Source organism: Shewanella sp. SM87, assembly GCF_025653705.1.
GTDB lineage: Bacteria > Pseudomonadota > Gammaproteobacteria > Enterobacterales > Shewanellaceae > Shewanella > Shewanella oncorhynchi.
Window position 1 is genome coordinate 1 of record NZ_JAKKSC010000062.1, and the last position, 8068, is coordinate 8068.

At 48.6% G+C, this 8068-nt stretch carries 4 protein-coding genes and 1 pseudogene; 2 read left to right on the forward strand and 3 right to left on the reverse strand.

The features are described 5' to 3' along the window. A pseudogene (locus L5M11_RS23340) lies at nt 1–232 on the forward strand (IS4 family transposase); the annotation flags it as partial. 147 nt (nt 233–379) lie between these two features. Here L5M11_RS23340 and lysS read toward each other — a convergent pair. After that, entirely contained in the window at nt 380–1882 is a 1503-nt protein-coding gene (gene lysS, locus L5M11_RS23345) for a lysine--tRNA ligase (protein ID WP_006080389.1), read from the reverse strand. A gap of 28 nt (nt 1883–1910) precedes the next feature. Then, a protein-coding gene (prfB, locus tag L5M11_RS23350; protein ID WP_168824900.1) for a peptide chain release factor 2 occupies nt 1911–3009 on the reverse strand; the annotation gives its coding sequence in 2 pieces (ribosomal slippage) (nt 1911–2933 and nt 2935–3009; 1098 coding nt in all). A 537-nt stretch (nt 3010–3546) separates the two neighbouring features. Here prfB and fdhF point away from each other — a divergent pair. Further along, nucleotides 3547–7812: a formate dehydrogenase subunit alpha gene (gene fdhF / locus L5M11_RS23355; RefSeq protein ID WP_263193405.1), complete on the forward strand. Its 4266-nt coding sequence runs from the start codon at nt 3547–3549 to the stop codon at nt 7810–7812. A 45-nt stretch (nt 7813–7857) separates the two neighbouring features. Here the strand turns inward: fdhF and L5M11_RS23360 are convergent. After that, on the reverse strand, nt 7858–8068 hold a 211-nt coding region (locus tag L5M11_RS23360; protein ID WP_263193394.1), incomplete at its 5' end, for a transposase.

The following is an 8068-nucleotide window of genomic DNA, read 5'->3' on the forward strand; positions in this document are numbered from 1 at the left end:
GGTCCACCCCAATCAACTGAGTTTTCGAGATGCGGCGAGTTATATCATCTTCAAGTTGACACAACTGTCATCACAAACACCGGGGAATGTCCCGAGAGACGTATTGGATATAGAACGAAATGCACGGCAATTTAAGCTGGATGGTAAACGGGAAAGGGCATATCCACGAGTTCTTAAAATGAGCAAAAACAAGTTCCCGGTTAGACCAAAGAAAAATGCCGTTCACTCTTAAGTGAACGGCATTAGCCAAATGGCTGGTTTTTATGGTGCATTTTATCACTATGATTGTCAGCTAATGAGTAAACCTTTTACTGTTTAGCCAATTCCCACTCATTCATCATCGATAATATGACTAACCGAAATACCTTGTTCGACTGCATTACGCCTGTGGGCGCATAGCAGGGAACAGGATCACGTCACGGATAGTATGAGTATTAGTGAACAACATCACTAAACGGTCGATACCAATACCTTGACCTGCCGTTGGTGGCAAACCGTGTTCCAGTGCAGTGATATAGTCTGCATCGTAGAACATAGCTTCATCGTCGCCAGCATCTTTCGCGTCAACCTGCGCTTTAAAGCGGTTGTCTTGGTCTTCAGCATCGTTCAGCTCGCTAAAGCCGTTAGCCACTTCGCGGCCACCGATGAAGAATTCGAAACGGTCAGTGATGAAATGGTTGTCATCGTTACGACGTGCCAGTGGTGAAATGTCCGCAGGGTAGCCAGTGATGAAGGTCGGTTGCATCAATTGCCATTCAGCTGTTTCACCGAAGATTTCTTCAAGTAGCTGACCACAAGTCCAGAACTTCTCAATCTTCATGCCTAAGCTTTTCGCCAAATCGCGCATGAATTCAACATCTTTCACTTGCTCATAGGTCATAGCTTGGATAGTCGCGTTATCAGGATTGTACTTCTGAATCGCTTCTAACATGCTTAAACGTGCGTATGGGCCGCCGAAATCAACTGTGTGCTCGCCGTATGGCATTTGCGCACTGCCAAGCAGTTCGATAGCAATCGAGCTGAGCATTTCTTCGGTGAGGTCCATCAGATCTTTGTAGTCTGCATAAGCCATATAGAATTCCATCATAGTGAATTCTGGGTTATGACGTGGTGACAGGCCTTCGTTACGGAAGTTACGGTTGATTTCGAACACACGCTCAAAACCACCGACGACTAAACGCTTCAAGTATAATTCTGGCGCGATACGCAGATACATTGGCATGTCTAAGGCGTTGTGATGGGTGATAAAAGGACGCGCCGAAGCACCACCTGGGATCACGTGCATCATAGGGGTTTCAACTTCCATGAACTCTTTTTTGATCATGAAGTTACGGATTGCAGAAACCACTTTAGAACGCATGATGAAGGCATTGCGCGAATCTTCGTTAACGATGAGATCCACGTAACGCTGACGATAGCGCATTTCTTGATCGGCTAGACCATAATAATCCGCAGGCAATGGACGCAGGGCCTTGGTCAGTAACTCGTACTGTTCCATGTTGACGTATAAGTCGCCTTTGCCAGACAAATGCAGCTGACCGGTTACACCTATGATGTCACCGATATCCAGACCTTGAAAACGCTCTTTCAAATCAGCTTGTACGCTTTTTTCAGCGTAAGCTTGAATACGGCCAGACACGTCTTGGATCACTAAGAAAGGGCCACGCTTTGCCATGATGCGGCCAGCAATGCTGGTCTTAAAACCTAAGGCTTCGAGTTCTTCTTTAGTGTTTTGACCATACTGTGCTTGTAATTCAGCCGCTTTATGGGTGCGACGGAAGGTATTTGGATGGGCATTAGCACTACAATTTGGGCGGATGCTTTCTAGCTTGGCACGGCGCTCGGCGATCAGTTTGTTCTCATCAATTACTTGTTCAGTCATCTTATTTCTCGTCTATACCTTGAATTAATTACAGCCCAGATTTCAAACTGGCTTCGATAAACTTATCCAGATCGCCATCGAGTACCGCTTGAGTATTGCGGGTTTCAACGCCTGTGCGTAAGTCTTTAATGCGGGCATCGTCTAATACATAAGAGCGAATTTGACTGCCCCAGCCGATATCAGACTTAGCGTCTTCTGCGGCCTGTTTGTCGGCATTTTGCTTGAGCATTTCTAACTCAAACAGTTTTGCTTTCAGCTGCTTCATCGCAGCATCTTTATTTTTATGCTGTGAACGGTCGTTCTGGCACTGCACAACGGTATTCGTCGGTAAGTGGGTAATACGAATCGCCGATTCCGTTTTGTTAACGTGCTGACCACCCGCGCCCGATGCGCGATAAGTGTCAATACGCAGATCCGATGGGTTGATATCAATCGTGATATCGTCATCGATTTCTGGATAAACGAACACAGAGCAGAATGACGTATGACGACGACCCGATGAATCAAATGGCGACTTACGTACTAAACGGTGCACGCCAGTCTCAGTGCGTAACCAACCGAACGCATATTCGCCAGTAAACTTAATGGTCGCGCCTTTAATACCAGCCACGTCACCATCGGTCACTTCCATCAACTCAGGGCTAAAGCCATGGGCTTCGCCCCAACGTAGGTACATACGCAGCACCATGTTGGCCCAATCTTGGGCTTCGGTACCACCACTACCAGACTGAATGTCTAAATAACAGTTTGACGCATCTTGCGGGCCGGAGAACATACGACGGAATTCAAGATCGGCAAGGCGGCTTTCGAGATAATCCAGCTCTTTACTGGTTTCATTGAAGGTATCTTCGTCTTCCTCTTCAATAGCCAGCTCGAGTAAGCCTTCAACATCTTCAAGACCTGAGTCCATATCGTCTATGGTTTTGACCACAGCTTCTAGGCTGGCGCGCTCTTTGCCTAAGGCTTGGGCGCGCTCTGGGTCGTTCCACACTTCTGAACTTTCAAGCTCACGGGTAACTTCTTCTAGACGCTCATTTTTGGCATCGTAGTCAAAGATACCCCCTAAGAAGCTCCGTGCGCTCGGCAAGCTCCTTAATTTTGAATTTTACTGGATTAACTTCAAACATGAGTTTTCAACTTTCTTTATTTGGCCGCTTTAATTGATCTTCCACTAAAAGGGGCGGTGATTAACAGTATTTGCAACCGCGCATTTTAACCTAACCAGACTGGTAAACCTAGGGGTGCACTGTTCATTAAATGGGATAACAAGGATTATTTTCCAAGCTAAAAGACCACAGCACTAAAGCCGAGACTAACAAAAAGCAATGAGTTAAGACTGTGATCTTACTTAAATTTAGCCAAGATGATGCTATGCGCGAGGCCAATGGCTGACACACAAGCGCTCTCCTGCCTAAAAAATCCCCATAATATCAAAGGAAACACAACTAAAAAGGCCTGATAACGCCAACCCCATCACGACTAAATTAGAACAAACATTCACCAGCGCACAGTCTGGGCGGGTTTGTGATTCAAGCTGCAATTTTGCAGCAAACTTCACTCGCCCATAAGCGTCTTCTAAAGCTGTCTAGGTATACTCGAAACAACCTAAGCCTGCAGCCCCGCGCTATAGCAGCTAAGCACCCTACATATAAAAAGGCCATGGGATGATAGAACTTCGAATTGATGACCAAGTGTTGTCGGTTAATCCGACCGATAACCTACTGCAAGTGGCGCATGCTGCTGGCATAGCAATACCCAGCTTATGTAATCCCAGCGCAGCCTCGCAGCAATTAGGCGTTCACGAACATGCAGACAAGCAAGCCTGCAATTTGTGTGTCGTCCAGATTGAGAATTCCGACGCCAGTTTGCGCTGCGTACGCGCCTGTGAAACGTCCGCCACAGTCGGCATGCGAGTCATAACTCAGTCTGAATTCTTAAGTCAAAAACGCAAACAAGCGCTGACTGAAATCTTGAGCGATCATTTTGCCGATTGCGAAGCCCCCTGCCAACAAGCATGCCCTGCGGGCGTCGATGTGCAGAGTTACCTGTATCACATCGCCCAAGGCAACCATACTGAAGCCGTTAAAGTCATTAAACAAACCTTGCCGCTGCCACTCTCCATTGGCCGTGTCTGCCCTGCTTTTTGTGAAGCACAATGTCGCCGCGGGCTGGTCGATGAGCCCATTGCCATACGCCAATTAAAACGTCACGCCGCCGATCTCGATTTAGCTGATGGCGAAAATGGGGGCATGAGTTATCTGCCGCCACGCCAAGCCGACACGGGCAAAAAAGTCGCGATTATCGGTGCGGGTCCAGCGGGGTTAAGTGCCGGATATTACTTATCAAACCAAGGCCATAGCGTAGAGGTATTCGAATCTATGCCACAGGCGGGTGGCTGGCTACGTTATGGTATTCCTGAGTATCGCTTACCTAAGGCGATACTCGATAAAGAAATCGAACTCTTGTGCCATAACGGGTTAACCATACACACAGAAACACGTCTCGGTCACGAGATACATTTAAATCAATTAGTTGAAGATTTTGATGCCGTCTGTCTCGCCATTGGCGCCCAAAAAGCTGTGCCTATGGATTATCCCGGCAGCACACTCGCGGGTTGCTACTTAGGTGTCGATTACTTAAAAGATCATTGTCTCGAAAAGACTCTTGTTTTAGGTAAGAAAGTCGCCGTCATTGGTGGTGGCAATACCGCTATTGATTGCGCCCGCACAGCAGTGCGTGAAGGTTGCGATGTCACCCTAATTTACCGTCGTACCCGCGCAGAAATGCCCGCCGAAGCTTACGAGGTACATGAGGCCGAAGTCGAAGGGGTGAAGTTTCATTTTTTAACCAATCCGCTTGAAAACCATAGCGATGCGCAAGGTAGAGTCCATTCAGTCACCTTCGCTAAGATGGCACTCGGCGAAGCCGATGCCTCTGGCAGACGCGCTCCCGTTGATACCGGTGAAACCTTTACTCAAGATTTCGACGCTGTGATAGCCGCAGTATCACAAACTCCCGATATGAGTTTTATGCAAGATCCCGCGAGCCACTTAAGCAATGGTGAACTCGCTCTCAGCCGCTGGAATACCTTTATTGGCTGCGAGCACACTATGTCGTCCGGGGTTGAAAAACTCTTTGTGGTAGGGGATGCGCGCCGCGGTCCTGCTACCGCAGTCGCCGCGATAGGCGATGGCCATAAAGCCGCAATTGCCATAGATAAATTGCTCAAACAAGGCCTAAGCTGTGAGCTGCATGCAACTGAATTTAATTCATCAAAAGCCGTCGGTAACACAATAAAACAAGTCTTGCCAACTACCGAGCTCTACCCCTCTGTCGCACGTAAAGCCCGCTTAACCATGCCCGAATTGAACGCAGTGCAACGTTTACTCAATTACGGCGAAGTCGAGCTAGGCTTTGCTCCCGATGCCGCCATGCAAGAAGCTGCTCGCTGCCTCGAATGCGCCTGCCAAGCCAATACTGATTGTAAATTAAGGGACTATGCGACCGACTACCATGTCGAACCTAAGTCACTCAGCACTCAAAGCGTGCGTAAGTTTTCGGTCGATAAATCGAGTCCGTTCATTCAATTTGATGCTAATCGTTGTATTAGCTGTGGTAAGTGCGTCGATGTGTGCCAGTTGCAGAGTGGCCATTGTGCGATTCAATTTGCCCATGATTCTTATCAAGCGCTGCCGCAAGACATAAGTGAAACCGCCACGCGCCGAGCACCGAGAGTCGGCTTTAGCGCCAGCATGGCCGATAGCAAATGTGTGCAATGCGGCAACTGTGTGCAGGTTTGTCCAACAGGCGCACTCGTCGATGCGCGGGATAAACGCCAAGGCAATGAAACGCCACTCAAAACCGCCTCAACGATTTGTACCTATTGCGGCGTAGGCTGTCGGCTTGACCTTAAAATCGATACCAGCACGAATCAGATCCGTCATATTGAGGGCAATAAAGAGTCTGTGGTTAACCAAGGCATGCTCTGCGTCAAAGGGCGATTTGGCTTCGATTTTATTCACAGTGAAAAACGCCTCACCACGCCACTCATTCGTAAAAATGGCCAGCTCACGCCGAGTAGTTGGCCTGAAGCTATCGCCTATGTGGCCGAACATTTACTGCAAATAAAACAGCAATATGGCAGCAATGCACTGGCAAGTTTGGCCTCGGCAAAAGCCACTAATGAAGAAAACTTCCTCCTGCAAAAATTTGTCAGAAGCATACTCGGCACCAATAACATCGACCATTGCGCCCGTCTGTGTCATTCATCTACGGTAACAGGGCTGCAGCAGAGTATTGGTAGTGGCGCTATGACCAATGACATTCCGAGCATTCAAGCATCGGATGTGATTTTTATCATAGGCTCAGACACCAGCAGTGCTCACCCGATCATCGCCTCGAAAATTAAGCAAGCCGTGGCTTTGCATGGCGCGAGACTAATGGTGGCCGATCCTAAACGTGTCGCCATTGCCGACAGTGCACAGCTTTATGTCGCCCACAGACCCGGCACTGACGTCATGTTACTCAATGCGATTATGGCGGAAATCATCCGTAATGACTGGCAGGATAAACGTTATATCGCTGAACGCACCGAAGGCGTGGATGCTCTCTATGCTGAACTCAAAAAAGTAGATTACAGTCTTGAAAACGCGGCCTTGATAACCGGCGTTAAAGCCGAAGATATCGCCAGCATCGCCCGCACCATAGGCACGGCGGAGAAAACCGCAGTCTACTATGCTATGGGCATTACCCAGCACACGACGGGACACGATAATGTCACCGCCATATCTAATCTACAACTTCTGTGCGGCAATATCGGGGTTGAGGGTGCGGGGATTAACCCACTGCGGGGGCAAAGTAATGTGCAAGGTGCCTGCGACATGGGCGCACTGCCTAACTTCTTCAGTGGCTACCAAAAAGTCACCGACATTCATGCCAGAATGCGTTTCGAGGCACATTGGCAAACGCCGTTATCGGCGGAGATTGGCGTAACCGCAACCCACATGATGCATGATATTTCCAAAGGGAAAATCAAAGCTTTGTATGTAATGGGCGAAAACCCTGTATTGAGCGATCCTGACCAAGCCCATGTGCTTAGGGCCCTTAACGCTATCGACTTTTTAGTGGTGCAGGATATCTTCCTCACCGAAACCGCCGAGCTTGCCGATGTGGTTCTGCCCGCCGCCGCGTTTGTCGAAAAACGCGGTCATTTCACCAATACAGAACGGCGAGTGCAGCGACTCGAACAAGCCCTGTTACCGCCAGGCGAAGCCCTGCCCGATTGGCAAATTGTCCAAGCCATTGCCAATGCGATGGGCGCCGCTTGGGATTACTCCAATGAAGAAGCGATTTGGCAGGAAATCAATGAGCTAACACCACAATATCGGGGCATTACTTGGCAGCGATTAAGCACTAGAGATGACGGTAAAATTCCCCAAGGCATTCAATGGCCTTGCCCAGATGCAACCCATCCGGGAACGCCCATCATGCACCAAGGTCAATTCACCCGCGGCTTAGGCAAGTTCACGCCTGTGAGTTATCGCTTACCCGCGGAAATGCCCTGCAGTGAGTACCCGCTCACCCTCTCAACCGGACGTTTACTGGAACAGTTCCACACAGGCACCTTAACCCGTAAAACAGCGGGGCTCGACTTACTCGGCTCGCCTAAAGTAATGATTTCAGTCTATGACGCTGAGCAACTCGGGATAGGCAATGGCGATAAAATCAAACTCACTACCCGTCGCGGCGAAATTGAAATCGACGCCTTTGTGACGAAAAGAGCCCAAGCTGGCGTGCTATTCCTGCCCTTTCATTTTGTTGAAGCGGCAGCGAATAAACTCACCATCAATGCGCTCGATCCTGTGGCCTTTATCCCAGAATATAAGGTCTGCTCGGTAAGGGTTGAGCGGGTTGCCGAGATAATTGATTAGAATGAACTGACTAGGGTCTGTTGATCTTTGCTGTACAAATGTTGTTCAGCAATATATCGGCAGCCACATTAACATAAACGCCAGTGACACCATACTGGCGTAATTTCTTGCTAGCTTGTCATATCTTGTTGATATTGCTCGATAGTGCTTAATTCTTCCAAAAGCATTCTCCACTAAATGTCGATACCGATATAAGCACCAATCGACTCTTTCTTGAGGTGTATTCTTATAGCGGCGCCTTGGAATAACAGATTTC

Bases quoted from the DNA above. Each gene is read 5' to 3' on its own strand.
- lysS (WP_006080389.1), bottom strand. From the start codon at position 1,882: ATGACTGAACAAGTAATTGATGAGAACAAACTGATCGCCGAGCGCCGT.
- fdhF (WP_263193405.1), top strand. From the start codon at position 3,547: ATGATAGAACTTCGAATTGATGACCAAGTGTTGTCGGTTAATCCGACC.